The organism is Paenibacillus sp. MAH-35, from assembly GCF_058135425.1.
On sequence record NZ_JBYUPU010000004.1, the window covers coordinates 253,681 to 279,085 of the forward strand.

Sequence of the window (25,405 nt, forward strand, 5' to 3'; positions counted from 1 at the left end):
AAGACAATGAAGCTAGTCAAAATCACACCCAGTGTCCACGCCTAAATCACACTCGAGCCGCATTTGAAGTTGTGTTGTTACCGTCAAGTCTAAACAAGACAACACGACTAAGGGCGAAGCAGATGGAGCGAAGGTACCGTTTCCCTTCCAACGTACAACGTATGGGTTTGCACGTCAAACAACCGTCCGGGTGCTTTACGGACGGTTTTTCTTCCGAAGTGGACTTGGAGCCGACGGGAAAGGTTCGAGCAGCCGATGAGTTCAAGCGAGTTTCAAGCGAGACTAACTGTAGGGAAAGATGCGAGCGAGCAGCCTTTTGATCGTTCGGGACCTGTTTCCGGACTAAAAGTTGCCACGAAGCAGGTTGTTGGCGCCACGGACGAGCCATGGCCGATTAGACTGAGAAATAGTGGCTATCGCGTTGGATTTGATGATTCCGCCGATATTACGAAACAAAGCCTGCTATCTCGCAGGCTTTGTTGTTTCGTGCACAGAGCAACCGGCACACGATGGTTTATCGCACGCCGGTTGCCTGTTACCCTATGAGGCTGCTTGCTTCTGGGCCTTGCCGCCGCTCCGTTCAGCCGCCGCCTGTCCGTCTCTTCAAAGTACTCGTCTTTTTATGCGTTTGACTTTTCATATGCGGCTGCTGGCCGGCATTAGGTTTATGCGAATTGTTGACGTTTGCTGACGCCGCTTTTTTCTCCGCCAGCTTTTGTTTGACTGCATCGGCGAGCGACACTTTTTTGGTCATAGTCCACATCTCCTTTATTAGTAGATATTCCTATTGTATAACGAAATCGTCCGTTTAGCAGAATCGGATGTCCAGATACGGCAAATCATACTAACTATCGGGACATCGCGGCAGTCCGCTCAGCAAGGACACAAACCGTTCCACCGGCGGCAAAATAGACGCATAGGATTCCGGCACATATTCGTGCAGCTGGGTTACATACTGGTTGTTCTGCCAAGAGCCGCGTACCGAAGTAGGTACCGTATAGGATCGGGACAAGGCATGGATTTTGCCGGTCAGCTGGCCCAGTTTCCGGATCAGCTCGCCGTCTTCCGTATACGAACGGTGATCCGGCTTGCTGCCCGGCGCACGAGCAAACGCCGACGCGATGAAGCAGCAATCTCCCGAGCCGACAGTGACGATTAGCTCGCCGTCCGGAGTACGGACCGGTACAGCCGCATTAACGCCGTGTTCGGTTAAATAGCGAAGCCAGTCCAGCTCGGCCTGAACTTGTCCGGCGCTCCGGTGGGAGCTGTGTATGACTCGCATGATATAAGGCTTGCCGCCGCGGCTGGAGGCGTACACAAAGTTTTGGAACCCGTGCAGGTTGGTCAAGTCGTTCGGATCAAATCCGAACCGGACGGCACACTGATGGAGCAAGGTATCGTTAAATAACATGCGAATTTGTTGATGCAAGCGAACGTTTCCTCCTTCTATTCGGATTACGAACAGATCGGGGAACCGCTTTTCTCTTCCGGCATCAGCAGCAAAAGCAAGCAACGCTTGAATCGTTGCACGGCAGCACCTCCTTTACATAATTCGAAGACGTATAAATGGAGACGAGGGAAGACGAGCCCCTGTCCGAGATATCGCGCGGATACAGGGACATGGTGGCTGTCACCCTACAGTCAGTCGCCCCGTCACCGGCTGCTCTTCCGACCAGCCGGATTGTCATCGTACGGACAGACTACACTACTCCGCCTCCCGTAACGCCGCCAAATACTTGCGAACTTCTTTCGGGGTTCTGAAGCTGACCACCTGGTGACTGGCGCGAACTTCGTCCAGCTTGGCAAGCAGCTTCGGTCTGTTCCGCTTGCGGAAATTCCAGACCCAGCGCAGGAAAGCGAGGTCGAGTTTCTCTTGGCATCCTTCTCCCATATCGGCTCGGGATCGCCCGTGGTACTGCACTCTTCGCTTGATGACGCGGTACAAGCATAAATAACGAGGGAAGTCGAACAGGAAAACCGTATCCGCCCGGTCCAGCCGCGTATCCAATGTCCGCGAGTAGTTGCCGTCCATGATCCAGCTGTCCGTCTGCATCATCCGCTGCAGTTCCCGGTCAAACGATTCCGCTTCTGTGGCGATCCAGCCCGGCTTCCAGTAATATGCATCCAGATGGACGACCGGCAAGCCTGTACGTTCACCGACCTGTCTGGAGAAGGTAGACTTGCCCGACCCGGCGCATCCGATTACGATGACTCGTTTCAATGTCCGGCTCCTTTCCTGGTCTGCCTGCGTGAAAAGTGTTCGTTGTGCGTCAGTTGGTATCTCCCAAGTAACATGGACCATTCTTCCCGGCTTGCAGCAGCTTCGATATCGTATCCGGATACAGCCTGATTTCATCCAGCTTTGCAATCTCGACCCATTCGGCGCCCACTTGAGCGGAATCGGGGTTGGAACCGGAGAAGCCGCCGGTTTCTTCGCCAATCAGCTCGCAGCTGAAGTAAAACTCGACCTGATGCACATCGGCGTCCCATTCGGCGAATTGATGGTTTTGTCCGATATATTCCCTCACATGAAGCAGCTCGCCTACTTGCACCCGCCGGCCGATCTCCTCCAGACATTCGCGGACGACGGCGTCTTTCAGCTCCTCCTTCGGCTCCTGACCGCCGCCCGGAAACAAATAAAAGTACCCTTCGTCGTCTTTGTTTTTGGTTAGCAAAATATGTCCGTCACGGATCAGGACCGCCTTTGCGGAATTGCGAATCGGTTTCATCGGAGATCCTCCGTTTTCTGGTTCGTTGGCTGAAATGAGAAGACGAATCGGTCCGGCCTATTCGTGCCGTGTGGCGGATAAGTCTGCTTATTAAGGAGACGACTCGCCTTGACGGTTGGTTGACTTGAATGGTTCTGCGGGCTCCAGACTGAGCAGATCGGAGTAGCTGCTGCCCCGGTGTTTTAGAAACTGGTCCAGAAAGGAGCCGGCGAGCCGGTTTATCGTCACGTGCTTCGCCTCAACATCTTCATTTTGATAATGGAGGGGTACATCGCTAAAGGTCATATGGTCGGCTCCGATGATTTTGACCATCGAAAGAAACCCGGAATACGAGTCGGTAAGCTGTCTGACGCCCTCGACGAGAGGGAGAGCCACCTCATCCGACATCTGGCCTTTGAGCGAATCGGCAGTCGTGTTTTGCTCCCTCATGATGAGCAGGGGAACGTTGGCCCGTCCGTGATACTCCTCTCGGATCAGGTGAAAGCTGGGATCAAGCAGGATGCCTGTGCGCAAGCGGGAATCCCGGCTCAACGCTTCGTATGCTCCGGCTCCGCCTAGCGAATGGCCGGCCACGGCGACGGACGTTAAGTCGAAGCGCATGTTTATAGGAGCCGTCCCATTCGAGTCATTCCAATCCTCAAGCCGATCCAGCACGAAAAGCAGATCGCGTACCCGTTGCTCCAGAAGCGCTTCCCACAACTCCTTATCGTTATTGCGTATCTGGGAAACGAGCTCCGATTGCCGCACCAAGCTGCCGCCGGGCATAACCGAGAAAATCGATTCGTAAGGGGAGCCAAGCGTCACGACAACATAACCGCGGTTCACAAGCTCCTTTGCGAAATATGTATACATATCTTTGACGACGCCGAATGCCGGGCTGAATAAAACGACCGGAAAAGGGCTGCCGGCTTCCGACACTTCGGCGTTTTCGCATATTCCGGTCTCCATCCGTTTCATATAGTCCGGGTCGACCCCCATTAAAGCGAGCAGCTCCAAAGCTTTTTCGGAAGAGGGGGCGAACAGATCGGCGTAGCTGGAAGGACGAACGGAATCGCCAGGCAAACCGTCGGAGTGCGCCGGGTAAAAAAGGGTGACCGGGATCGTTCTAACCTTCGTGGACTTATCGGGCGCTCCGGCGTCCCACCTCGATTCGTCGCGGAATAGGTGGATACATCGTCCGATGATCATGCGGGCTCCTCCAATGCCAGTACTAATGTTATGATCAAGAATAGCATACATAAGGCAAAGGGGAAACGGAAAAGTCGGCTATACCCGGACTATCGGATCATGGTACGATGGCCGGGAACGCGCAGGAGCAATCGTCGCCGCCTCGCGGCAAGGGGACGAACAATGGTATAATGCTGTTAGAAATGTGCACACAACCCATCACACGACGGAAATCGTCGTTTGTACAAAGGAGTGATCAGCAATGAGCGCCGATGTAAACTCTTATCAGCTGGCAACTTTCGCCGGAGGCTGTTTCTGGTGTATGGTGAAGCCGTTCGACAAACAGCCGGGCATCATCCAGGTCGTATCCGGTTATACGGGCGGCCATGTAGAGAATCCGACCTATGAGCAAGTATGCTCGGACCGAACCGGCCATGTCGAAGCGGTGCAGATCACGTTTGATCCCGAGGTGTTTTCGTATGAGCAGCTGCTTGACCTGTTCTGGCGGCAAATCGATCCGACGGACGCCGGCGGGCAGTTTGCCGACCGCGGCCATTCGTATACGACGGCCATTTTCGTCCATAACGACGAGCAGAAGAGGTTGGCCGAGCAGTCGAAGCGCAGTCTGGAAGAGAGCGGACGGTTCGACAAACCGATCGTTACGCCGATTTTGCCGGCCGCGCCTTTTTACTCGGCTGAAGCTTACCATCAGGGCTACTACAAGACGAATCCGCTCCGCTATCAGGCTTATTATACCGGTTCGGGCCGCGCGAAGTTTCTGAAGGAGCGCTGGAAGGATGGCAATCGCGACAGCGAGCTGCAGACACGTCTGACCCCGATGCAATACGAGGTTACCCAAAACAGCGGAACCGAGCCGCCGTTCCGCAACGAATTTTGGGATCACAAGGAAGAAGGCATCTATGTCGACATCGTATCGGGAGAACCGCTATTCAGCTCGCTCGACAAGTTCGATTCGGGCTGCGGCTGGCCATCGTTCACGAAGCCGATTCTCGATGAGCAGGTGACCGACCATGTCGATGTCAGTCATAATATGATCCGGACCGAGGTCCGCAGCAAAGAGGCCGATTCGCATCTCGGCCATGTGTTCCATGATGGGCCGAAGCCGACCGGCCTGCGGTACTGCATCAACTCCGCAGCGCTGCGCTTCATTCCGAAGCACAAAATGGAGGAAGAAGGCTACGGCCGGTTTCTTTCCTTGTTCGGACAGGCGTAAAACTCACAGATACAGATATGGATGAAGTCGGGCCTCAGAGGTCCGGCTTTTTTCTTTCGGCTGGAGCCATAAGAGCGATTTGCACTCCTTATTTGTTCGGAAACGAGGCTTGTTGCGAAAATAAGAGCGGTTAGCAGCTGCTAAATCGCCCATATCAGAGGATTTCCTCCGAATCTGCAGAAATAAGGGGCGCAAACCGCTCTTATCCTTGGACTGCCAGAAGGCAAAGCGCGAAATAGAAGCCGCAAACCGCTCTTATCGCATGACAGCAGGTACAGAGCGCCGAATCAGAGACGCTGGCACCTAGCGTCTTAACACCATCAAGAAACCGGAAGATTAGCCTCGCTCACAAATCAGGAATTTGCCAATCGATCTCGTCCATCCCGCGTTCGCGCAAAAACTGGTTTGCTTTCGAAAACGGCTTGCTGCCGAAAAAGCCACGGTAGGCCGACAACGGACTCGGATGCGGAGAACGGATAATAAAATGGCGCGACGTATCGATATGCTGCATTTTCTGCTGGGCGGGACTGCCCCACAAGATGAAGACGACAGGCTTCTCGCGTTCATTAAGCAAAGCGATGATCCGGTCGGTAAAAGCTTCCCAGCCTTTGCCCCGGTGCGAATTCGCGTTGTGGGCCCGGACGGTGAGCACCGTGTTGAGCAGCAGCACCCCTTGCTCCGCCCATTTGACCAGATGGCCGTTGTTCGGGATCTTGCAGCCGAGATCGTCCTGCAATTCCTTATAAATGTTTTGAAGCGACGGAGGGGCGGGTACGCCGGGTTTGACCGAAAAGCTCAAGCCATGGGCTTGCCCGGGACCGTGATACGGGTCCTGACCGAGGATGACGATCTTCGTATCCTCATAACCGGTCAGATGCAGCGCAGAGAAAATATCGTACATATCCGGGTAAACGGTGCCACTGCGGTACTCCTCGGCGAGAAAGTGCCGAAGCTCGGAATAATAGGGCAGGGCGAATTCCGCTTCGAGCAGCGGAGCCCAGTCGTTCTGTAGTTGGACAGCCATAATCTCTCTCCTGATCGTAGGTTGGTTTCTATTAGTTTATCATAGATTGGCCGTCGGTTTCATGTGATCTAAGAAGAACTTTCCATCTTCCAGTATACAAAATCAAAGCGCATACGCCGCGAAAACGGCCCGAACGAGCCAGCATGAAATGCGGACCGGATCATATATATGGGATGTAACGCTTGTCAAGATCGGAGTGGATACGATGAGCCTCAACAGTCCGTATGTGGAGCGGTCCACGTTCCGGGTGACCGGGATGACCTGTGCCGCCTGTGCCGCGCGGATCGAGAAAGCTTTGGGCAGGATGGAAGGCGTCGACGGGGTGACTGTCAATCTGGCGATGGAACGGATGGCCGTGGCGTTCGACAAGGAAAAGATCGGCGTCCCGCAAATCGGGGAGAAGGTGCGGCAGCTCGGGTACGGGATGCAGGAGCTGGCCGGCGAAGGAAGCGAGGGAGGGGAGCTAAGCGGGGACGAGGAACGGAGGCGGCTGCGCAACCGTTTTTTGTGGTCGGCGCTGCTCACGCTGCCACTGTTGTGGACGATGTTTACGCATTGGTCGTTCACTTCTTCCGTTTGGGTGCCGGAGCTTTTTATGGACCCGTGGTTCCAGTTTGCGATGGCGGCTCCGGTGCAGTTCTGGTTCGGCAGACAGTTTTATTTCGGCGCATACCGCGCGCTTCGCGGACGGTCGGCGAACATGGACGTGCTGGTCGTGCTCGGCACCTCCGCCGCTTTTTTTTACAGCCATTATTTGACGACGACCGGAGCCGCCGCTCACGGGCATCATGACGGACATACGATGCTGTATTACGAAACGAGCGCCATGATCATAACGATCGTTCATCTCGGCAAATGGCTGGAGGCGCTCGCCAAGAAACGGACGTTATCGGCGATCCGCAGGCTGCATGAGCTGCAGGCGAAAACCGTCACGCTGTGGACCGGGGGCGGAACCCGCGAGGTGCCGCTGGAGCAGGTGAGCGCGGGCGACATCGTTCTGATCCGTCCCGGGGAACGGGTGCCAGTGGACGGGAGAGTCGTCGCAGGGAGCTCGGCCGTGGACGAATCCACGGTGACGGGCGAAACCGATCCGGCCGACAAGCGCGAAGGCGACCGCGTGCTGGCGGGTTCGATCAATAAGACAGGGGCGCTGCGGGTCCATACGAAGGCGGCTGGAAGCCAATCGACCGTCGCTAAAATGATCAAGCTGCTCGAAGAAGCGCAAAGCTCCAAGCCGTCGATTCAACGGGTAGCGGACCGGATTGCCTCGGTTTTCGTGCCGGTTATCGTCGGGCTGGCCGCGGTCACTTTTGCCTACTGGTACTTCGCCGCCCCCGGAGATCCCGCCGCTCCGCTTATTCGCGCCATCTCCGTGCTGGTCATCGCTTGCCCGTGCGCCATCGGTCTAGCGACGCCGACATCGATTCTGGCCGGTACGGGAAGGGCGGCTGCCCGCGGCGTTTGGTTTAAGGAAGGCCGGCATCTGGAACAGATGCATTTGATCGATACGGTCGTTCTCGACAAAACCGGCACGATCACCGAAGGTAAGCCGAAGCTGATGGAGACGGCGGCAGCCCCCGGGATTCGTCCGGAGGAGCTGCTGCGTATAACAGCGGCGGCCGAATGGAATTCCGAACACCCGCTCGCGCAGGCGATCGTCTCCGAGGCGGTCCGGCAAGGCTTGACGGTGCCTCAGCCGTCCCGGTTCGAGGCGATTCCCGGATACGGCATACTCGCGCTCGTAGGCGAAAGCGAGGTCGTCGTCGGAACCCGGCAGCTTTTGCAGCAGCACGGAGTGCCGATGAAGGAAGACCCGAAGCGGATCGGCAAGCTGGAAGCGAAAAGAATGACCGTGCTGTTTGTCGCCGCAGCCGGCCGGTACATCGGTTTTCTTGCCCTGCAGGACGCGATTCCGGTTTCGTCGAAGGAAGCGGTGAAGCGTCTTGGCCGGCTCGGCCTGGACGTGATGATGATGACGGGAGACAACGAGCGGACGGCGAAAGCGATAGCGGGGGAGATCGGCATACGCGAAGTGTACGCGAATGTGCTGCCCGAAGAGAAGGTGGCGATCGTGCGCAGACTGCAGCAGAAAGGGCGCCGGGTGGCGATGGTCGGAGACGGGATGAACGATGCCGCCGCGCTTGCCGCCGCCGACATCGGCATCGCCGTCAGCTCGGGAACCGACATCGCGATCGAAGCGGCGGACGTGACGCTGCTGCGTCGCGATCTGACGGGGGTCGCGACGGCGGTCCGGATCGGAAGCAAAACGATCGCCAACATCCGTCAAAATTTGCTTTTCGCGCTCGTCTATAACATGCTCTCCATTCCCTTTGCGGCGGCGGGCATCCTCGAGCCTTGGATGGCGGGAACGGCGATGACGCTCAGTTCGATATCCGTCGTATGCAACTCGCTCCGGCTTCACCGGGCGTCAGTGTAAAGGAACAAGCTGGCCGCGCCGCCCTCAGCCCAATATATACGGCCCTTTGCAAATGTAGGCAGAGAGATGTCCCGCCCTCACCATTCTAAGACGTCATGAGATGGAGCGGGGGGCGGCGTTGTATGGATAGATGATGCATGAACATGCAGAGGACCGTGCCGGAGACGCTGCTCGCTTATCCGGGAGCGTGTCCGGTCGAGGCCCGTTCGAATAATTCGTGCTTCAAGATGCGGCCGGACAGCGGAGCCCCTGCATTCAGATGGTTCATCACTTCCTCGATCGTCGCGACGCCGATCTCCGGCCGCGGATAATGAATCGTGGTGAGCGGCGGCGATGTATGGCCGGACATAAGAATATTTTCGCTGGAGGCGATGGACAGCTGTCCGGGGACGGACACACCGTAATCGCGGCAGGCGGACAGGATGCCGATCGCCATCAGATCGTTCGCGCATACGATGGCGGTGAACGGCAAGTCCGTACCGCCCGACAAACGCTCGGACATCATCTTGTAAGCCATCTCCAGCGACCCGGAGGAGCTGTGCATCAGCCACTCGTCGCGGAAATCGATTCCTTGCGCGTGCAAGGCCCGGCGAAAATGCCGGAAACGGACGTCCAGGTACGACGCTTTGTTCAGCGCTCCTATAAATCCGATCCGGGTATGACCGAAACGAACCAGGTGCCCGATCATAGCCCGGTAGGCTTCGTACCAGTCGATGTCCGCGCAAGGGACGGGACCGTTCGGCTGATCGGGGGTCATCACCGAGAAGAGGGGGACGCCGACTTTGGCGAAATGGCTGATCGTATCCGCTTTTAAGGGCTGACCTAGCAAAATGATCGCATCGGCGCGCCCGGAGAATAGCGTTTTCAGATGGTCTTCCTCGAGCGGATCGTACGTTTGGAAGATGAGGGACTGGCCGTCTTGTCTGGCCCGATGCTCCAGTCCAAGCGCAATCCCCGTTTCGAAAGGGTTGCCGATATGATTAAACAGCACGCCGATCTGGTTCGTTCGTCTCGTCTTTAAACTGCGCGCCGTCAAATTCGGACTGTATCCGAGCTCGCGGATCGCCTGAAGCACCTTTTGACGCGTTGCTTCTTTCACGACCGGTTTGTTGTTGATGACATAGGACACGACGGCGACGGATACGCCTGCGCGCTGAGCCACTTCGTCTCTCGTAACCATGCGTTATTCTCCTTGTGAGCCGTCTGTTGTAGATCGTTTTCAAATTAACGATATATAGGGCGGCGGGTAAAGTCAAGCTGCGTACAGTCGGGTCAAGAAGACAACCCCCGCCGCCACGGCCTGTATGGCCGGAGGGAAGCGGGGGTTGTTGATGTGAAAAGGAAATCTTACGTTTTCAGTGAAGCTGGGCCTCCCAGCTTGGATCGTAACAAATTCAGGCCCTGTGGGCCAAACAAAAGCTGCATATGCGCAGGAAAGTGCTCCATCAGGCGGCCTGCGGGCCGAAAGCCGGCGCGTTGCGCAGGGATGTGACCGGCAGAAGCCGCTGCGCTGCCCAGCACCTCTGCACCACATCCGCAGCAAAGATTACTTGCCGCGGTTCCGTTTGAACTCCTCGATCTGTTTGTTCGCCAGCTCCTCGGCTTCGCGGAACGCCGTGTTCATATCCTTCACTCCGGTCGCGATCGGCAAGGCGGTCCCGGCGTACACATTGTTGACGGAGAACGTATAGTCAGCCGAAGGCGGAATCGGCGCGTTTTTGTATTGGAACAGAGCGGCGTAGTTTTTATCGGGAAATACAGTTTCCTTCCCGTACTCTTTTTTCGTTTCGTCCGTCATCAGAGTCGGGATGAAGCCCCGCCGGGATACCCAGCTCTGGTATTCGTCCGAAATCATAAACTTCAGTACTTCCATCGCCGCGTCTTTTTCTTTGGCCATGTTCGTCAGTCCGAAGTAGAAGGGGGTCGTTTGCGAACCGGCGCCCGGGGCTTCAGGGAAAACGGGCATCGTCACCATGTCCCAATTGAACTTCTGCATGGCCGGGATCAGGCTCGGGCTGATATATATCGCGATATTGTAGGCATACATCGCCAAATCCTGCTTATTGACAAATGCGTCGTTGTTCGGGATCGTCTTCGTCGATTCGAGCTTGCTGCGGACGCCGGCATCCTGCATCGGCTGCACGAACAAGGCGTCGAACAGCTTGCGCCAGCCGGCATTCGAATAAATCGTCGGCTGGTCCGTCTGATGGTTGACTAGCGGAATCGACAGCTGGTTTTGGGAGATGAATTGGCTCGGAGACGTACTGAGACCGACATATTGGACGCCGTCTTCCGTTCTCGACAGCTTTTTGCCAAGCGCGATCGCCTCATCCCAGGTCATCCCGTCCTTCGGGTAGGCGACCCCGAACTTATCGAAAATATCTTTGTTATAAAAGAGGACGAATTTCATATCGGTTACGGGAACGCCGTACGTTTTGCCCGCAGAGAACTGCTTCATCGCTTGAATCGATTCCTGCTCCAGACGGCTCAGATCGACGTTATGCTTTTTCATCAGCTCGGTCATGTCGTATTGAAGCCCGGTCGCGAACAAGGTGTTTTCGAAAATGCCGATGTTGTTGTAGAAAATGTCGAACCGCTGGCCTTCGGTAAGCAGCTTGGTCGTAGCCTCCTGAATGGTCCCGGCCGGCATTTGAATATATTTGATCGTATGCTGCGGAAATTTTTTGTACAGCAGCTCTCCGTACTGTCTGTCGAAGAAATCTTGAGGCTGGGTGGAGCCGCCGTAAAAGATGATTTCCGCAGGCGCGGTTTGTGTTTCTGTCGGCTGCTGGACGGAATCGCCTCCGCCGGATTTACCGCAAGCGGTCAGCAGCAATACGAACGCTAACGGCACCGCTGTTATTTTTCGGGATGTCATGGACATGCTTGTTCTCCCCCTTGAGATAGAATCGGTGTACTCAACCCAATAATGGAAGCGTTTACAAAACATTCCCCTCCTATCCGCCGCTTGCAAGCCCACCCCGTTCCGGAGCGGTATACCGATTGTTGCATCTTAACTGCATCATAACTATATCTTGACGACGATCATGCCGCCCTCAATGACAACCTCGTAACATTGCAGCTTTTTCTTGATCGGGGCGAGCGCTTTTCCGGTTTTGATATCGAACTCCCAGCCGTGCCATGGGCAGCGGACGATTTCGCCCTTTCTGCCGAAATTGTACTCGTACACTTCGGAGGGGATATTCGTTCCGCACACCGGCCCTTTGCACATCTGCGCTCCTTGATGAGGGCAGTAGTTCAGGATGGCGTAAAACTCGTTCCCGATATTGTAAACCACTACGGAACGGCCGACGATCTCGAACACTTGATGCTGATCTTCGGGAATCGAGTCGGCTCTTCCTACCACATGTAAGGTCATCGCTGTTATTCCTTTCTACAGCTTATACAACTGCTTGGCGTTTTCGTAAAAGATGCGTCTGCGATGCTCCGGCGTCAGCCACTTCAGGATATGATCCGGGGAATCGAAATCCCAGTGCGGATAATCGCTGGAGTAAAGCAGAATATGCTCGGCGTCGATCATCTCGAATATTTGCTTCAAATGGGCGATATTGTTCGGTTCCTCGATCGGCTGCGTCGTAAAGTAGCAATGGTCGCGAATGTATGCGCTCGGCATTTTTTTCAGCCACGGGACTTGAGAACGCAGCGCCGTGTAATTTTTGTCGAGCCTCCACATCAGATGCGGCAGCCAGGAGACGCCGCCCTCGATGAACACGAATTTCAGACGCGGGTATTTCTCGAATACGCCTTCGCAAATCAGGCTGGTGAGCTGGGCCATAAACGTGGTCGACAGGCACGTATGCCACTCGATGTACCATGTCGGATATCCGGCGGCCGTCGGCGGATTCGCCTGGCCTGCGCCTTCGGCTCCGGGATGGATCGCGACCGGCAGTCCGTTCCGCTCCGCCGCCTCGTAGATCGGGTGGAAAAACCGCTGTCCAAGCGGCATCCGCGAGGCGCTGCTGGTTATGACCTGGACGAAGCCCGGATGAGAGCCGAGACGGTCGATTTCCTTCGCGGCCAGCTGGGGGTCCTGCAAAGCTACGAAGATGGAGCCTTTGAACCTGGGATCTTTGTTCAGCCAATGATCGATCAAGTAGTCGTTGTAAGCGCTGGCCGTAGCGGCGGCAAAATCGGGATCGTGGCCGACGGACACGCTGAACAGGTTGCCAGTCAAGACCGCAGCTTCCATATGGTACGGGTTCACCAGCTGTTCGATCAGGAAATCCGGGTCCGATCCGACGGCGCCGCCTCCGGGAGGAGTGGCGTCCTTTCTGCCGACCCCGACAGGGGAGTAGTATCCGGAGTACATGAGGCCGAGTCCCCCGCGTTTGACCCGGTCCTTCCAAGTATCCGGCAAGTAGGGCAGCAGGTCCCGGTCGCTTCGTAAGGAATTGTGGACGTCACAGTCGATAATTTTCAACGTTTCATTCAAAATGGGTGTCTCTCCCTTGCTGGATGATGGGGCTGAATCGAGCGATAATTTTCCGGAAAGGTCGCTCCGCGCGTACATTCAATTTATCATGATTGCGTTTTCATATCCATGAACGATAGCGATTCTTTTTGAACGATTCAACCATTTCCGCGCGCCGTCTGGCCGGACGGGAAGCCGGAAAAGCGTTAGCCGTCCGTTCCGCAGCCTTCGAAAAAGGACATCGGCGCCGGACGTAGAATGGAATAAGAACGATCCAAGGGGATGGACAGACCCGCTGTGAATGGAAGGAGGAAGGGAACCGTGTATACGCTGAAGTCGGTCTTGTACGACGATCGAATCGAGAAGTGGCAAATCCGGGAGGAGAGGGTGCATCATCATATCCTGATCTTCGTCACGGGCGGTCAAGCGATCTATCATTCGGGCGGAGAAGTGTTCGAGCTTCATCAGGGGGACGTGCTGTTTATTCCGGACGGTACGATCCGCTCGTGTCATAACGACGCCAAGGGACCGCATCAGAAATATTCTGCGCACTTTACGACGGCCGGGGAAGCGGACAAGACGGTGGAGACACTGCGCAAGCGCGGCATGTTCAAATGGAACATCCATAACGCCGACTATTTCCGGCAGCGGTTCTCGATGCTGCTGCTCCAATGGTTTGATCAGACGCCGGGCGGGCTGCTCATCTGCCAAGGGATTTTGCTGGAGCTGATCGGGAGACTGATTCACGATACGCAGCAGCAGATCCGCTCCGCCGTCAAGAAAGATCTGATTCACAAGCTGCAGGCTTATATCGTCCACAACAAGTCCAAGCCGATCCAGCTGTCCGATCTCGCGCGCCATATCGACCGTTCCCCGAATCATGTCACAAGAATTTTCAAGGAAGTGCTCGGACAAACCCCGATCGACTACATTCACCAGGTCAAAGTATCGGTAGCTTGCGAGCTGCTGAAGAGCAGCGGCATGACGATCGCGGAAATCTCCGATTATCTCGGCTATTGCGAACAATCTTACTTTCACCGCATCTTCAAAAAGTTTACCGGTGTCGCTCCCACGGCCGTGCAGAAAGGGCATCCGATCGCTTTCGTCCCGCTTCCGGGAGTGAGCGGCGCGGCTCGCAAGTGAGAACTCTTTACAGAACTAGAAAATGTATAACGTTTTTTCGGATTTAACCGAGCCGGCAGGCAGGAAAATGTTGTCTCTCAGAGAATGAAAGTAAGGAGAATATCAATATATAGAAGTCGGGAGATGAGGAACATCCGGAATTTTCGTGTTGGGGGCTGGGCCAAATGGCTCATTCTTGCTCTGCTGGTCGTAGTAGTAGGTTGTCAATCGTTGGGCGGGTTGGATCTGAACCGCGCACTGATCACCGGGATGGATACGGAGTCCATGCAGCAAAGCGTTACCGTGTCGCTGCATATGAAGACGGACCCGTCCAAGCTGTCGGAAGAAACAAAAGCGATGGTCGACTTGTGGAACGACGCCAAGCTCGAAATTCGCAATATGAAGATGGAGAACTGGGACCGGATGTCGCTGCAAGGCCAGCTGACGTTGGCCAAAGGCGCGATTCCGTTCCAGGCGTTTATGAACAGCGAGCATCTCGTGCTGAAAGTGGACGGACTTTCCAAAGCGATCGTCATTCCGCTCACGGAGCCGGACGGTTCGACAGCCGCATTTGCAGCGGTGACCGAGAAGCTGCAGAAGGAGTATCAGGCCAAAGGAATCGACAAATCGATGGCTTCGCTGATCGTCTCGAACTTGCCGAATCCGAAATCGATCCAGGTGACGTCCGGGACGGAGAAGATTCAAAACGAAACCGTCAACGTGTACAAGCTGGAGACGAGCCTTGACGGAACCGAACTGGTGCCGCTCACCAAAACGTTTATCCGCAACTTGACGAAGGACGACGCCAACTTCAAAAAGTTTATCGGCGAAATGTACGATGTGCTGTGGCCGGTGCTGAAGCCGTATCTGGAGAAGGAAGACGAGTCTTCGCCCTTGCTCCCGGGTTCGCCATTCGGATCGCCGTTCGGCAGTTCGATGGACGGCTTGAAGGAAAGCTTGATGGAAGCGGCGTCCGACAAGGAGCTCGCGGTCGATATGATCCATACGACGGCCAAGCAGCTGCTGTATATCGCGCTGATCGGCATCGATAGCGCCGGCAGGTCGGATGAGCCCGGGATTCAAGCGATGCTCAGCAAGCAGACTCAGGTGAAGGCGCGGCTCGCGTTCGATCAAAGCTTCAACCTTCGCAAATCGGAGCTTGATCTCGCATTTCCTGCGCCGGACGGCGGGGACCAGGGAATTACCGCCCTGCAGTTCAAGATTCAATCGGAAACGTGGGATATTAACAAACCGGTGAAGGCGGACGTTCTGGATGCCGGCAAGACGCCGTTCGTCATGGGAACAAGCCGCTCTCCGGCAGAACTAATGGAAGAGGTCGATCCGGAATCGCTGCTCGGCGAGCTGATCGCTCTCGAGATGAACAAGTATGAGCCGGCCACGGTATATATTCCGCTGCAAGTATCGGATGAATTCGGCCCATACGAGGCTTATTTGCACGAAGGCATCTCCTATATCGATTTGGAACTGCTGGCTGCCTACATGGGAGCGGACGTTTCCTATGAGGACGAGGCGATTACAGTGACCGGTATGTGGTTTACGACGATCGAGCTTGCCGCCGACAGCTCGGAAGCGGTCGTGGATGACGAAGCGTACGAGATGGACGGTCCTGTCATCAAGCAAGGCGAATCGTATTACGTTCCGCTTCGATTCATAGCCGAGCATCTGTACGGCGAAGTTGATTACGACGCTGAAAGTGGACTGATCGAGCTGGTGCTTCCGGAATAATTACACGTTAACAATAGGATAACGCACAAACAGACCGTCAGGACATCGATTCCCGACGGTCTGTTTTGTTTTCAGCGGTACACTCGGAAACGCACAAGCCGCTTACTTCGCCGAACTCAGCCGGAGCGCCGCATGATGGGTCGGGCCGATGCCTTTGCCGATCTCCAGACCGGAGGCGATGGCGGCCGTGATGAACCGTTTCGCTTCGGAGACGGCATCGGTTACCGCCAGCCCCTTGGCCAGTCCGGCCGCTATCGCCGAAGCGGTCGTGCAGCCGGTGCCGTGCGTATGCTTCGTGCGAATACGCGGCGAGCGGTACAGGATCGCCTCCGAGCCGTCGTACAACACGTCGACGGCTTCTTCTCCGTCAAGATGGCCGCCCTTCAGAAACACGTAACGCGGGCCCAGCTCATGAAGCCGCTTGGCCGCCTCGATCATCTGCTCGACGCTGCCGATCTCCTGCGAACCGAGGATCGCGCACGCTTCCGGCACGTTCGGCGTAAGAACCGTCGCGATCGGCAGAAGCTCGCGCCGCAGCGCGTCCACGGCTTCCTGCTGAAGCAGGGCCGCGCCGCCTTTGGCGATCATCACCGGGTCGAGTACGAGCGGATAAGGCCCGTACCGTTTCAGCTTTTCCGCCACGAGCGTAATAATGTCGGCCGAGAACAGCATGCCCGTCTTGACCGCATCCGTCCCGATATCGGACAGGACGGAGTCGATCTGCTGGCCGATCGCTTCCAGCGGCAGCGGGTATACGCCTTGGACGCCGAGCGTATTTTGGGCGGTGATGGCGGTAATCGCGCTCGTGCCGAATACGCCAAGCTCCTGGAACGTCTTCAGATCGGCCTGGATGCCTGCGCCGCCTCCGGAGTCGGAGCCCGCGATCGTCATCGCCTTAGGGATAGTCATTCGGTTGCCTCCTCTAACGGACAAAGTTGGGGTCTAGCTTAAAAACGTTCGGGTGCGAATGCACCTAGCGGCAGACCGGTCGTCTCACGGCCTTCCATCAGGTCGGCGATCACATGAGCGGTAACCGGGCTGAGCAGGATGCCGTTGCGGTAATGGCCGGCGGCGAACAGTAGCGAATCGGAGCGGCTCGACGCTCCGAGCAGCGGAAAGCCGTCGTGGGTGGCGGGGCGAAGGCCGGCCCACTCATGGAAGGGCCGCATGCCGCCAAGAAACGGGAACAGCTTTCCGTTCCAGCTTTTCAGCCGGTCGATCCCCTTGCTCGTGACCGACGTCTCGAAGCCGGCTATATCTTCCGAAGCTCCGCAGACGAGCGAGCCGTTCCGTTTGCCGACCACATACCCTTGACTGCAAAAGACCATGTGCCGGACCGGCATATCCGGCGTCTCGTAAGCGCATATTTGCCCGCGGATCGGGTACACCGGGATGCGCATGTCAAGCGCCGCTTCCATCAGTCCCGCCCATGCGCCGCTGGCCACGACCAGCTTGTCGCTGCGGAACGTGCCGCCGGACGACGGGCAGCACACCTCGGCGCCGCCGCTCCAGCGCGTGACCCGGACTTCGCCGAGTCCGTCCCGGATCTCGACGCCGAGCTTCCGGCAAGCTTCTTCCAGCGCTTTCACGTACCCTGGAGCGTATACGTGCGATTCTCCGGGGTAATACAAGGCGCCCGCCGCCTCCGGGGCGATATGCGGCTCCAGCTCCCGCAGCCGCCGTCCGTCCAGCAGCTCGCTTGCCGCGCCGTAATCGTCCTGCCAGCTTTGGCGGGACCGCATGGCGAGTACGTCGGCTTCGTGGTAATGCACGTATAAGCTGCCGGTAGCGGAATATTCGAAGTCGAGGCCGGACACGTCCTTGACGGCCTGCTGCCAGTCCGGGTACAGCTTCAGGCTTTGCAGGCAAAGCTGGAAGAAAGGGTCCGGCTGCTCCGTATTTTCAGAGTAAGGGGCGAGCATCCCGGCTGCCGCTCCCGACGCTTGGCCGCCGCAGCGTCCCTGCTCCAGCACGGTGACGGGGAAGCCCCGGCGGCGCAATTCGAAGGCGCATGACAGACCGATCACGCCGCCGCCCAGCACCATTACATGTTGTGTCATTGCAAGACCAGCTTTCCGATATAGGGTTGTTAGTTGGGGGTAGAGATAAACTGCTCCAAGCCGCTGCTTGCCGAAGCGTAACGTTTCTTCGGAATCCGTCCGGCCAAGTACGAGAGGCGTCCGGCCTCGATCGCCAGCTTCATCGCCAGCGCCATCCGGACCGGGTCTTTCGCCTTGGCGACCGGCGTATTCATTAAGATTCCGTCCACGCCGAGCTCCATCGCCTGCACGACGTCCTGGGCCGAGCCGAGTCCGGCGTCCACGATGACCGGGACGCCGGCTTCCTCGACGATCAGACCGATATTATACGGGTTCAGGATGCCGAGTCCGGTGCCGATCGGCGCTCCGCCGGGCATGACGGCTGCCGCGCCCGCCTCTTCGAGACGTTTGCACAGGATCGGGTCGTCCGATGTATAAGGAAGCACGACGAAACCTTCCGCGGCCAGAATCTCGGTTGCTTTTAACGTCTCGATCGGGTCGGGGAGCAGCGTTTTTTCGTTGGCGCTGATCTCGACCTTGATCCAGTTGCCGATGCCGGAAGCCCGGGCGAGCCTGGCGATCCGTACGGCTTCGTCAGCCGTGCGGGCTCCGGACGTATTCGGCAAATACGTGAACGATTTGCCTTCGAAATGTTGAAGGATCGCGTCATCGCCCGGCGCGTCCAGGTTGATGCGGCGGATGGCGAAGGTGAGTACCTGAGCTCCCGACGCTTCAATTGCGGCATTTTGCACGAACGGATTCGGATAACGGCCGGTGCCGAGAAAAAAACGCGAAGCCAGCTCCGTTCCGCCGATGAGAAGTGGATCTTGATGCATACCGGGTTCAGCCTCCTCCGACAAAATGTACGAGTTCGATCTTCATGCCCGGAGCCAGCACGGCGGCGGTCCAGGTTTCCTTCGGTACGATCGCGCCGTCGATTTCGACGACGACCATCTTATGCTCCAGCCCGTAAGCGCGCAGCAGGCCGATCACCGTTTCCCCGGCTTCTACTGTACGTGTTTGTCCGTTTACGATAACATCCATAGTCTCCTCCGCTGACCGTCACTGCGGCGATGCCGCAGCCGAATTGATTTTATCCAGGAACGACCGGCAAGTGCCCTGAATGTCAGGGCTTCCCACGATCTCGCTGATCGCACATATGCGGCGGGCTCCCGCCTCCAGCACCTGATCGACGTTATGCAGCTTGATGCCCCCGATCGCCACGAACGGGATGGCGATTTCCGCTGCAACCTGCCGGACGTAAGAGGTAGTGACCGGAGCGACAACATCTTCCTTGCTCTTGGTCGGGAATACCGGTCCGACACCGATGTAATCCGCGCCGTCGCGCTCGGCCTGCCTCGCTTCCTCGATGGCGTGAGTGGAGATGCCGATGATTTTGCCGCCGACGATCTTGCGGGCGTCCGCCAGCGGCAAATCGTCCTGTCCGAGATGAATGCCGTCGGCATCTACCGCGAGCGCGATATCGATATAATCGTTGACGATGAAGGTTATGCCGTAACGAAGCGTCAGCTCGCGCAGCGCTTTGGCTTTCGCAAGCACCTCGCGGCGGGGGCTCTTTTTGTCCCGCAGCTGGATGATGTCGCAACCGCCCTTGATCGCTTCCTCCATCACTTCGATCATCGGCTTGCCCGGGTGGAATTCCTCTCCGGTGATGGCGTACAGCTTGAATGGTTTCATATCGCCTGCCTCCTTCTATAATCGATCAGAGCCCGATGTAGCGGGCGTATAGCGTTTTGGCTCGTACGGGGTCCTCGGTGCCTTGCACGAGCACGCGCCCGTCGGGAAACAGGACGAGGCGTTCGCCTTCCGGCAGCTCGGCCTTCAGCAGGAACGGGTTGGACTGGATTCGCGCGACGCGTTCCAGCTTTTCTTTCCAATAATCGAGATCGAAGCCGCTGCGGGCCCGGATCTGGATCGTCTCGCGGCCGCACAGCGAAGTCGCGTCATCGAGCCCAATCTCGTCAAGAGCAGGGTAGCGATGACCGCAACATACCGGGCAGTCCGACTTCGAAGAAGGGAGCTTCATCTCGTACGACTGATTGTGCCACGCGTCAAATGTGATCAGCGTGTTCCGGCGGGCGGCGGTATCGCCGACCAGATGCTTCAGCGCTTCGGTTGCCTGATACGAAGCGACGATATCGACGACGGGAGAGATGACCCCGATCATGTCGCATGTCTCCCCGGAGCTGTCTCCGGGCTGGATCAGGCACCGCAGGCAGCCGGTCTGTCCGGGGACGAAGATCGCGCTCATCCCCCGGGAGGCGACCGCGCCGCCGTATACGAACGGAATTTGGTTCTTGAAGCAGGCATCGTTTAATAAGTATCGGGTATGAAAGTTATCCGTCCCGTCCAGCACAAGGTCCATGCCTTCGATCAACTGATCGATATTGGCCGCGGTCGTATCGGCGACGATGGCTTCCAGCTTGACGCCGGAGTTGATCTTGGACAGTCTTTGCTTGGCCGCTATGGCTTTGGGAATGGAAGCCGCCGCATCTTCTTCGTCGTACAGCATCTGCCGCTGCAAATTACTCGCTTCGACGTAATCCCGGTCGACGAACCGGACGGTTCCGAGCCCCGCGCGGACCATATGGTTAGCCAGCACTGTACCGAGAGCGCCCATGCCTACGATCAGTACGGCGCATTCGGAGAGCCGGCGTTGTCCGCCGGGGCCGATCGGTTTGAATAACATTTGCCGGGAATATCGGCTGGACGAATCGTTAGTGGTCATGATGGCGGGTGCGCCTCCTTGCTCCAGGAAATACAGGAAAACGGATCAACCTCGGAAAGAACGCAGCTGAGCCTATTCCTGCCGCTCGCGGAGGCCGCGTCGGCCGCGGAAAAACGGTTCGCTAGGCCTTCCGCAACAGCAAAAAGGCCGCCTGTCAGGGCGGCCGCATATCGACGCTCGATTTGTTGAAAGAGTCAAGAATCGGTTGCGCCACTTCCCTACGCTGGTCTCGCTCCAGTTCAGGTTCAAAGGGTCCGAAGGTCGTATCTTCATCTCAGCCCAAGACTGGGCACCCCTAGTGATCTTGAAATATGAGGTTCATCTTTCACCTTACAACGATCGTGCCGGTTTGTCAACGGCGGCGGCATGCCGCGTTAGGGCACGTCCCGGCCGGCGCTTCCCGACTTGACTGCGCAACGGGGGGAGGCTACCATACGGATAAGGAGGTCGAACTCAGTGAAGGACGAATCGACATTGCAAGCCGAAGGCTCCGCATGCTGCAATACCGGCGGCGAGGAGGAACGCAAGAGCCACCATTCCGACAAATTAAAAAGCAATCTGATCACCCGGCTGAACCGGATCGAGGGACAAATCCGCGGTGTGAAGGGACTCATCGAGAAAGATACGTATTGCGACGACATCCTCAATCAGATCGCGGCGATTCAGGCAGCTCTGAACGGCGTCGGCAAACAGCTGCTGGAAGGTCATCTGAAGTCGTGTGTCGTGGAGCGAATCCGCGAGGGCGATCAGGATATCATTAACGAGCTGCTCGTCACGGTCAACAAGTTAATGAAATAACACAGCGGGACCGAATCCGGAAGCGGAAAGAACGGGGGTATGCGAACTGCCTGCTTTCCGCTTGCGGATTAATTTCATTTTATTAACAAAATTCTCATTGACTGCCCTACTACCCGAGCTATACTTATATACAAGTCTTATACTTGTGGATAAGAGGAGTGATGGCGATGAGCCGGGAACAAGATCAGTTCGAGTTAATCGGACGTCCTTGCCGCAATTTCAACATTCTTGCAACCGCAGTTATGACAGACCCGCTCGACGGACGGGAGAAGCTGGTGCTGTCCAACTTCGCGGCCGGACAGACCGGCAATCTGATCCTGATCGATACGCGCTCAATGGAAGCCGAGTCGATCGAACTTCCGGGGGATGAAGGAGCCTGGGGACTTGTTAATTGGCGCAATGAAAAGCTCGTGGTCGGGACGTGTCCGAACTATGCGTATATGCATGCCCTGGACTTGAAGACCCGGACTTGGGCGGAGCCGCTGAAGGCGGCAGACGAGAAATATTTCTGGGATATGGCGATCGGCTCCGACGGCAACGTATACGCGGGAACTTGGCCCGGCTGCTCCTTATACCGCTACAATCCGGCGCTGCATACGCTCGAGAAGCTCGGCAGGGCGTCGGACAATGGTAAAAATTTATACAGCCGCTACATTAACGGCAGCGCGCCAGGTTATATTTTGTTTACCGGAGGTTACGACGAGCCGTTTTTGAAAGCGTTTCATATGGAGAGCGGGACGTTTCGCGATTTCGGAACGCCGGGATTTACCGTGCGCGAAGTAACCGACGAGTACATATGCACCGTACAAGGAGACCGCTTCGAATTTTATCATCCGCAAACGCTGGAGTCGCTCCCGGATACCGCAGGCTGGAAGGAAAAGCTGACCTTATTGGAAGCGGCGCTGCCGAACGGCAAAAGCTGTAGGGCGATCCCGCTGGCGGACGGGCGGTATGCGGGGGTGCGCGGTCAAGATCTGTTTATCGCGGACAGCCTGGACGAGGTGCCGGAACTGGTCCGCATTCCGGCGGAGGCGCCGGCCACGCGCATCCATACGCTCGTATCGGACGAGGCGGGCGGGATATGGGGAGCGTGCGGCTTTGGCCAGACGATCTTCCATTACGATCCGTTGACCGGCTCCGCCTGGAACTCGTCCTCGGTATGCGATTCCGGCGGAGAAGTGTACGGGATGGTGTTTGTGGACGGTAAATTGTATTTGACGGCTTACGTCGGCGGAGATCACATCGTGTACGACCCGGCGCAGCCGTGGGATCAGCTGAATAACCGAAATCCGCAATCGCTTCGGGCGCTGAGACCGGATTATATCCGTCCGGAAGGACGAAGCGTGATCGGGCCGGACGGCGGGATCTGGACCGGGTGGTCGGCCAAATACGGCACGTACGCAGGGGCGCTGTCCAGAATCGACCCGGTTACGCTGGAGGTGGATTCCTGGAGCCATCCGATCGCAAACGATCAGCAGGTGGCCGGAGTAGCCGCAGACGACCGGTATGTTTATTTTACGACGAACGGCGGCGCCAGCGGACTGCCCTATCGCGATGTGATCTGCCATTTCGGCGTATGGGAGCCCGGCAAAGGACTCGTGCACGAGTCCCGGTTCGCCGAAGGCGAACGTCCCGGCTCCGCGATTGCGGCTATGTGCGCCAAAGTATTTGTCAAAGCGGGCAGCGCGATTCGCGTATTCGATCCGGCCCGGTTCCGATTCGAGCAATCGATCCCCGTCGAGGGGGGATGCAGCTGGATGACGGCCGCCGGTCCGGATTTGCTGGCCGCGTTTTGCGGCAGCAGGCTGCTCTTCATCGACCCGCACAGCGCTGCCGTTATCCGGACCGTCGAGCTGCCCGGCTCCGTCAGGGCGGCAACGTATACAGCGACAGGCGATCTGGCGTTCGCCGTAGAAGAGGCTTTGTATCGCGTGCCGTCCGGATTTTTGCAGTCGGTTCGTTCTTGAGCAAAGCGGCGATGGCTGGCAATGATTCGTTTACATTTCTTTATAGCGGTACCCAATCTACCCCGTTTCCTTGGAGACGGGGTTTTTGCCGTTCAGGGAGATAAGCAGAGACATGCCTCGAATCGGCAGGATAACTGCGGATGCGTATGGGCGTCGGAGGAAAAAACAGCCGTATTCTTTTGGGCATTCACCGGAATGTCGGCATACCCGATCATCGTCGGATGTGCTCTCCGTCTGTACATTTTATACGCTGTTCATCAGAAAGAGAGGGATCTGTGTGCAATATTCTCAATAATTAGTATGTACTAATCAATAAAATACCTATTTAAAACGATATATTTTATGGTATAGTACGTATTATATAAACAACAGTTAGTAGGGGAGGAATCGGTATGACAGTGGGGATCGGAATTAACGGAATGGGAAGAATCGGGAGGCTGCTCGTCCGGCGGGCTTTTACGGAAGGGGAATTGAATATCCGGGCCATCAATGTGCTGCATCCGGCCGACTCGGTTGCGCATTTGCTCAAGTATGATTCAGTTCACGGCCGCTGGGATGCGGACATTCGTACGGAAGACGGCAATCTGGTGATCAATGGCCATACGGTGCGTCTTTTATCCGAGCGCGATCCGCAGCTTATTCCTTGGAACGACTGCGGGGTCGATCTGGTGCTGGATGCCACCGGCAAATTTAACGATGCCGCGGGAGCGTCGAAACATCTGGAGGGTGGAGCGCAAAACGTAATCGTTACCGCACCGGGTTCCGGACTCGATCTGACTGTCGTCATGGGAGTAAACGACCGCAGCTATGACCCGGACCGGCATAAGCTGATATCCGCCGCCTCCTGCACGACAAATTGCGTGGCGCCCGTGCTCCGCATCGTTGACGAAATGTTCGGCGTTAAACGTGCCTGGGTGACGACTGTTCATGCGTATACGAACGACCAGAATCATCTGGACAATCCGCACAAAGATTTGCGGCGCGCCCGTTCCTGTACGCAGTCGATCGTTCCGACGACGACGGGGATCGGCAAAGCGCTGGCCGGCGTATTGCCTCATCTGGCGCCGGTCGTTGAGGGCGTGTCGCTGCGCGTCCCGGTGCCGAACGTATCGTTGTGCGATATGACGCTGGATTTGGGAGAAGAGATAAGCACGGAGTACGCGACCTCCAGATTGCGTTCCGCTTGCATGAGTCCGCTATATTCCCGGTATGTAGGCTGGAGCGAGGAGCCGCTGGTTTCCACAGATTACGTAGGGTGCGACAAATCGGCTACCATCGACGGATTATCGTTATCTGCGGCCGGACGGCTGCTCAAGCTGCTCGCCTGGTACGATAACGAATGGGGGTATGCATGCCGTGTAATCGACACAGCCAAGATGGTGGCGGATGCCGGGCTCAAACGGTCGGAGGAGAGGGAAGCTGCGGTTTTGGAGAGCGTGTAGGTTAGCGCGTGAGCGTCCGTTCATTGGCATGCGGTTCCGGAGCCGCAGCTGAGCCGTTGGTTGAATTAATTTATCATGTAACTGCATTACGTTACGTAGGTTATCCGCAGAGCGCCGGTTTCATACGATAAATAACGATTTACTGTCTGGCTATGGACGGAAGAAGATATTCCCTTATCCGCGCGATGAAGTTAGGATCGATCGATAACGGGTTGTTGCTTCTTCCGTCTTTATTTCGATAACAGAAATTTGTCCGCCGCTGCTCCGCTATAGGTAGGGGGTGTTAGCTTTTTCCCATTAAAATGTGGATTTGGATGATGTGAAAGCTGACAACAACCTGACACGAAGCCGGGTGGAGGCACGGTATTGCATGTCGTTGGCGAAATATTCAAACAGAAGTTGAAGCATATTTTTTTAGGACTCCCTCTTCACAAACCGGTATTTTAGTTGTATTATGTACATGTATTATACAGATTCAAATGATGACGAAAGTACGATTTGAAAGTCTGGGCCATTCTT

At 56.6% G+C, this 25,405-nt stretch carries 23 protein-coding genes and 1 riboswitch; of the genes, 7 read left to right on the forward strand and 16 right to left on the reverse strand.

Features of this window, described 5'->3' with window-relative positions:
• Positions 1-580: 580 nt before the first annotated feature.
• The 5 genes from AC3Y2E_RS05935 to AC3Y2E_RS05955 all read right to left on the reverse strand — a co-directional run bounded on the left by AC3Y2E_RS05935 (position 581) and on the right by AC3Y2E_RS05955 (position 3,917).
• Positions 581-754: a hypothetical protein gene (locus AC3Y2E_RS05935; RefSeq protein ID WP_379208149.1), complete on the reverse strand. Its 174-nt coding sequence runs from the start codon at positions 752-754 to the stop codon at positions 581-583.
• A 90-nt stretch (positions 755-844) separates the two neighbouring features.
• Positions 845-1,429, reverse strand: a complete 585-nt coding sequence (locus tag AC3Y2E_RS05940; protein ID WP_379208151.1) for a phosphotransferase enzyme family protein — start codon at positions 1,427-1,429, stop codon at positions 845-847.
• 276 nt (positions 1,430-1,705) lie between these two features.
• Positions 1,706-2,221 (reverse strand): DNA topology modulation protein, encoded by a 516-nt coding sequence (locus AC3Y2E_RS05945; RefSeq protein ID WP_379208153.1) that lies wholly within the window; start codon positions 2,219-2,221, stop codon positions 1,706-1,708.
• Positions 2,222-2,270: 49 nt separating this feature from the next.
• Entirely contained in the window at positions 2,271-2,729 is a 459-nt protein-coding gene (locus AC3Y2E_RS05950) for an NUDIX domain-containing protein (protein WP_379208155.1), read from the reverse strand.
• A gap of 90 nt (positions 2,730-2,819) precedes the next feature.
• Positions 2,820-3,917: an alpha/beta hydrolase family protein gene (locus AC3Y2E_RS05955; RefSeq protein ID WP_379208158.1), complete on the reverse strand. Its 1,098-nt coding sequence runs from the start codon at positions 3,915-3,917 to the stop codon at positions 2,820-2,822.
• Between the two features lie 241 nt (positions 3,918-4,158).
• On the opposite strand from AC3Y2E_RS05955, the gene msrB reads away from it, so the two are divergent.
• Positions 4,159-5,130, forward strand: coding sequence for a peptide-methionine (R)-S-oxide reductase MsrB (gene msrB, locus AC3Y2E_RS05960; RefSeq protein ID WP_379208160.1), 972 nt, complete (start codon positions 4,159-4,161; stop codon positions 5,128-5,130).
• Between the two features lie 346 nt (positions 5,131-5,476).
• On the opposite strand, the gene AC3Y2E_RS05965 is transcribed toward msrB, so the two are convergent.
• Positions 5,477-6,154 (reverse strand): uracil-DNA glycosylase, encoded by a 678-nt coding sequence (locus AC3Y2E_RS05965; protein WP_379208162.1) that lies wholly within the window; start codon positions 6,152-6,154, stop codon positions 5,477-5,479.
• Positions 6,155-6,302: 148 nt separating this feature from the next.
• On the opposite strand from AC3Y2E_RS05965, the gene AC3Y2E_RS05970 reads away from it, so the two are divergent.
• Positions 6,303-8,591 carry a heavy metal translocating P-type ATPase gene (locus tag AC3Y2E_RS05970; RefSeq protein ID WP_379208165.1) on the forward strand — a complete coding sequence of 763 codons (2,289 nt, stop codon included), beginning with the start codon at positions 6,303-6,305 and terminating at the stop codon, positions 8,589-8,591.
• Positions 8,592-8,766: 175 nt separating this feature from the next.
• On the opposite strand, the gene AC3Y2E_RS05975 is transcribed toward AC3Y2E_RS05970, so the two are convergent.
• The 4 genes from AC3Y2E_RS05975 to AC3Y2E_RS05990 form a co-directional block, all read right to left on the reverse strand.
• Positions 8,767-9,771: a LacI family DNA-binding transcriptional regulator gene (locus AC3Y2E_RS05975; protein ID WP_379208167.1), complete on the reverse strand. Its 1,005-nt coding sequence runs from the start codon at positions 9,769-9,771 to the stop codon at positions 8,767-8,769.
• Positions 9,772-10,137: 366 nt separating this feature from the next.
• Entirely contained in the window at positions 10,138-11,475 is a 1,338-nt protein-coding gene (locus AC3Y2E_RS05980; RefSeq protein WP_379208169.1) for an ABC transporter substrate-binding protein, read from the reverse strand.
• Positions 11,476-11,619: 144 nt separating this feature from the next.
• Positions 11,620-11,970 (reverse strand): Rieske (2Fe-2S) protein, encoded by a 351-nt coding sequence (locus tag AC3Y2E_RS05985; RefSeq protein ID WP_379208172.1) that lies wholly within the window; start codon positions 11,968-11,970, stop codon positions 11,620-11,622.
• Positions 11,971-11,985: 15 nt separating this feature from the next.
• The gene (locus tag AC3Y2E_RS05990) at positions 11,986-13,044 is read right to left on the reverse strand and encodes an amidohydrolase family protein (RefSeq protein ID WP_379208174.1); all 1,059 of its coding nucleotides are present in this window, start codon (positions 13,042-13,044) and stop codon (positions 11,986-11,988) included.
• A gap of 300 nt (positions 13,045-13,344) precedes the next feature.
• Here AC3Y2E_RS05990 and AC3Y2E_RS05995 point away from each other — a divergent pair, with 300 nt between their 5' ends.
• Positions 13,345-14,166 carry a helix-turn-helix domain-containing protein gene (locus tag AC3Y2E_RS05995; protein ID WP_379208177.1) on the forward strand — a complete coding sequence of 274 codons (822 nt, stop codon included), beginning with the start codon at positions 13,345-13,347 and terminating at the stop codon, positions 14,164-14,166.
• A 123-nt stretch (positions 14,167-14,289) separates the two neighbouring features.
• Complete coding sequence (locus tag AC3Y2E_RS06000) at positions 14,290-15,891, forward strand: copper amine oxidase N-terminal domain-containing protein (protein ID WP_379208180.1); 1,602 nt, start codon at positions 14,290-14,292, stop codon at positions 15,889-15,891.
• Between the two features lie 102 nt (positions 15,892-15,993).
• Here AC3Y2E_RS06000 and thiD read toward each other — a convergent pair whose 3' ends face one another.
• The 6 genes from thiD to AC3Y2E_RS06030 are packed head-to-tail and all read right to left on the reverse strand — an operon-like array spanning position 15,994 to position 20,679.
• Entirely contained in the window at positions 15,994-16,800 is an 807-nt protein-coding gene (thiD, locus tag AC3Y2E_RS06005) for a bifunctional hydroxymethylpyrimidine kinase/phosphomethylpyrimidine kinase (RefSeq protein WP_379208182.1), read from the reverse strand.
• Positions 16,801-16,838: 38 nt separating this feature from the next.
• Complete coding sequence (gene thiO, locus AC3Y2E_RS06010) at positions 16,839-17,951, reverse strand: glycine oxidase ThiO (RefSeq protein ID WP_379208185.1); 1,113 nt, start codon at positions 17,949-17,951, stop codon at positions 16,839-16,841.
• Positions 17,952-17,980: 29 nt separating this feature from the next.
• Positions 17,981-18,766 carry a thiazole synthase gene (locus AC3Y2E_RS06015; protein ID WP_379208187.1) on the reverse strand — a complete coding sequence of 262 codons (786 nt, stop codon included), beginning with the start codon at positions 18,764-18,766 and terminating at the stop codon, positions 17,981-17,983.
• A 7-nt stretch (positions 18,767-18,773) separates the two neighbouring features.
• Positions 18,774-18,974 carry a sulfur carrier protein ThiS gene (thiS, locus tag AC3Y2E_RS06020; protein ID WP_379208189.1) on the reverse strand — a complete coding sequence of 67 codons (201 nt, stop codon included), beginning with the start codon at positions 18,972-18,974 and terminating at the stop codon, positions 18,774-18,776.
• 18 nt (positions 18,975-18,992) lie between these two features.
• Positions 18,993-19,628: a thiamine phosphate synthase gene (gene thiE, locus AC3Y2E_RS06025; RefSeq protein WP_379208191.1), complete on the reverse strand. Its 636-nt coding sequence runs from the start codon at positions 19,626-19,628 to the stop codon at positions 18,993-18,995.
• Between the two features lie 25 nt (positions 19,629-19,653).
• On the reverse strand, positions 19,654-20,679 hold the full coding sequence (locus tag AC3Y2E_RS06030; protein ID WP_379208194.1) for a ThiF family adenylyltransferase: 1,026 nt from the start codon (positions 20,677-20,679) through the stop codon (positions 19,654-19,656).
• A gap of 198 nt (positions 20,680-20,877) precedes the next feature.
• Positions 20,878-20,986: riboswitch (TPP riboswitch) on the reverse strand.
• 167 nt (positions 20,987-21,153) lie between these two features.
• Between AC3Y2E_RS06030 and AC3Y2E_RS06035 the strand changes: the two genes are divergently transcribed.
• From AC3Y2E_RS06035 to gap, 3 genes are all read left to right on the forward strand, one after another.
• Positions 21,154-21,477 carry a metal-sensitive transcriptional regulator gene (locus AC3Y2E_RS06035; protein WP_190930102.1) on the forward strand — a complete coding sequence of 108 codons (324 nt, stop codon included), beginning with the start codon at positions 21,154-21,156 and terminating at the stop codon, positions 21,475-21,477.
• Between the two features lie 167 nt (positions 21,478-21,644).
• Positions 21,645-23,444, forward strand: coding sequence for an NHL repeat-containing protein (locus tag AC3Y2E_RS06040; RefSeq protein ID WP_379208196.1), 1,800 nt, complete (start codon positions 21,645-21,647; stop codon positions 23,442-23,444).
• 392 nt (positions 23,445-23,836) lie between these two features.
• Complete coding sequence (gene gap, locus AC3Y2E_RS06045) at positions 23,837-24,886, forward strand: type I glyceraldehyde-3-phosphate dehydrogenase (protein WP_379208198.1); 1,050 nt, start codon at positions 23,837-23,839, stop codon at positions 24,884-24,886.
• The last annotated feature ends 519 nt before the right edge of the window (positions 24,887-25,405 follow it).

What these genes read in the sequence shown, in the direction of transcription:
- AC3Y2E_RS05935 (WP_379208149.1), bottom strand. Translation starts at nt 754, where the DNA reads ATGACCAAAAAAGTGTCGCTCGCCGATGCAGTCAAACAAAAGCTGGCG.
- AC3Y2E_RS05950 (WP_379208155.1), bottom strand. Translation starts at nt 2,729, where the DNA reads ATGAAACCGATTCGCAATTCCGCAAAGGCGGTCCTGATCCGTGACGGA.
- AC3Y2E_RS05955 (WP_379208158.1), bottom strand. Translation starts at nt 3,917, where the DNA reads ATGATCATCGGACGATGTATCCACCTATTCCGCGACGAATCGAGGTGG.
- msrB (WP_379208160.1), top strand. Translation starts at nt 4,159, where the DNA reads ATGAGCGCCGATGTAAACTCTTATCAGCTGGCAACTTTCGCCGGAGGC.
- AC3Y2E_RS05965 (WP_379208162.1), bottom strand. Translation starts at nt 6,154, where the DNA reads ATGGCTGTCCAACTACAGAACGACTGGGCTCCGCTGCTCGAAGCGGAA.
- AC3Y2E_RS05970 (WP_379208165.1), top strand. Translation starts at nt 6,303, where the DNA reads ATGCGGACCGGATCATATATATGGGATGTAACGCTTGTCAAGATCGGA.
- AC3Y2E_RS05975 (WP_379208167.1), bottom strand. Translation starts at nt 9,771, where the DNA reads ATGGTTACGAGAGACGAAGTGGCTCAGCGCGCAGGCGTATCCGTCGCC.
- AC3Y2E_RS05980 (WP_379208169.1), bottom strand. Translation starts at nt 11,475, where the DNA reads ATGTCCATGACATCCCGAAAAATAACAGCGGTGCCGTTAGCGTTCGTA.
- AC3Y2E_RS05985 (WP_379208172.1), bottom strand. Translation starts at nt 11,970, where the DNA reads ATGACCTTACATGTGGTAGGAAGAGCCGACTCGATTCCCGAAGATCAG.
- AC3Y2E_RS06000 (WP_379208180.1), top strand. Translation starts at nt 14,290, where the DNA reads ATGAGGAACATCCGGAATTTTCGTGTTGGGGGCTGGGCCAAATGGCTC.
- thiD (WP_379208182.1), bottom strand. Translation starts at nt 16,800, where the DNA reads ATGACTATCCCTAAGGCGATGACGATCGCGGGCTCCGACTCCGGAGGC.
- thiO (WP_379208185.1), bottom strand. Translation starts at nt 17,951, where the DNA reads ATGACACAACATGTAATGGTGCTGGGCGGCGGCGTGATCGGTCTGTCA.
- AC3Y2E_RS06015 (WP_379208187.1), bottom strand. Translation starts at nt 18,766, where the DNA reads ATGCATCAAGATCCACTTCTCATCGGCGGAACGGAGCTGGCTTCGCGT.
- thiS (WP_379208189.1), bottom strand. Translation starts at nt 18,974, where the DNA reads ATGGATGTTATCGTAAACGGACAAACACGTACAGTAGAAGCCGGGGAA.
- thiE (WP_379208191.1), bottom strand. Translation starts at nt 19,628, where the DNA reads ATGAAACCATTCAAGCTGTACGCCATCACCGGAGAGGAATTCCACCCG.
- AC3Y2E_RS06030 (WP_379208194.1), bottom strand. Translation starts at nt 20,679, where the DNA reads ATGACCACTAACGATTCGTCCAGCCGATATTCCCGGCAAATGTTATTC.
- AC3Y2E_RS06040 (WP_379208196.1), top strand. Translation starts at nt 21,645, where the DNA reads ATGAGCCGGGAACAAGATCAGTTCGAGTTAATCGGACGTCCTTGCCGC.
- gap (WP_379208198.1), top strand. Translation starts at nt 23,837, where the DNA reads ATGACAGTGGGGATCGGAATTAACGGAATGGGAAGAATCGGGAGGCTG.